The organism is Oleiphilus sp. HI0061 (assembly GCF_001635675.1).
In genome coordinates this window covers 1-1223 of record NZ_LWFE01001597.1, presented here as the reverse complement: position 1 = coordinate 1223, position 1223 = coordinate 1, and the positions used below count along the sequence as shown (strand labels likewise).

The window sequence follows — 1223 nt, the reverse complement described above, 5'->3', positions numbered from 1 at the left end:
TTGAAGCTATTTGTCATCAACTGGTCGAAGCCAAGGGTATGGAAATTGTGGCAGATGAACTCGCGTTGCTCGAGTCGCTCGGAATGCTATTTTCAAACCCGGAACGGGCTCAGGAAATGGGGCAAAATGCATTGCAGAAAGTTGAGGCTAGCAAGGGAGCGGTGAAACGTGTTGTTGACCACCTGCAGCCCTTGCTTGAAGAAAGCTAGAGCTTACTGGCCGGGCGATAGCCAGGCGTTCAGAGCTTCAATGTCTTTAACACTTAAGGTTCCCGCTGCGCGTTTTATGCGTAGGCTACTTTCTACAAAATCGAAGCGAGCATTCGCGTAGTCACGAAGTGCAGTGAAATAGTTACGCTCGGCATCAAGTACTTCAACAATATTTCGAGTACCTACCTTGTAACCTTCACGCGTTGCTTCTAAAGCACTTTCACGAGAAACGATATTTTGTTGAAGTGACTCAACTGTCTGAATGTTGGTTTTCAGACTAATAAACTCGGTACGTGTTTCTATTTTCGCCTGACGTTGCGCTAAGGTCAGATTGTGTTTTGCCTCGGCGACCTGATGGCGAGCTTGGCGAACACCCGCCTGTGTTGCGCCACCAGAATACAGTGGCATGTTAAGTGTAATGGCTAGTTCGCTACTCTCACTATCATCGTTGCCAGCTGCATAGTAATTGGTGAAGGCAGAATTGCTATAATTGGCATCCAGACTGACGGTAGGTAAATGAGCTGCTTTCTTTGACTTTAGAAGTGCTTCGCTTGCCTTATAAGCGTAGTGAGCAATCTTGATACCTAGATTGTGGTTTTGTGCGGACTCAAGCCATTTTTCTGCAGAAATGCTTGTATCCATGGCAATAGGGAAGTCAGGATTAAGGCCATGTAGCTCGTTTGTATACTCACCCGTAATTCGCGAAAGGTTTTCCAGGGCGATGGTCAGGTTGCCCTCAGATCTAATTCGTGCAGTTTGCGATGCATCATAGGATGCTTTAGCTTCGTGAACATCGGTAATCGCGATTAAGCCAACATCAAACTGCTCTTTGGCTTGTTCATATTGGCGCTTTACAGCTGCTTCCTGAGAGTGGTCAGAGCGCAGGTTTTCTTGCTCTCTTAGTACTTTGAAATAGGCTGTTGCGACATTAAGGATTAAATTTTGCTGAGCAGTAAGGTAATCGACTTGAGCTAGCAGGGTTCTTTGTTCACTAGCGCTTACTGAGTGCCAGGT

Annotated in this window: 2 protein-coding genes; one reads left to right on the top strand and one right to left on the bottom strand. The window is 46.4% G+C overall.

The features are described 5' to 3' along the window. Positions 1-209, top strand: a 209-nt coding sequence (locus A3735_RS31390) for a hypothetical protein (RefSeq protein WP_197486028.1), incomplete at its 5' end; no start/stop codon positions are given. 3 nt (positions 210-212) lie between these two features. Here A3735_RS31390 and A3735_RS24795 read toward each other — a convergent pair. Next, positions 213-1223: TolC family outer membrane protein (locus tag A3735_RS24795; RefSeq protein WP_068638833.1), on the bottom strand; the 1011-nt coding region annotated here is incomplete at its 5' end.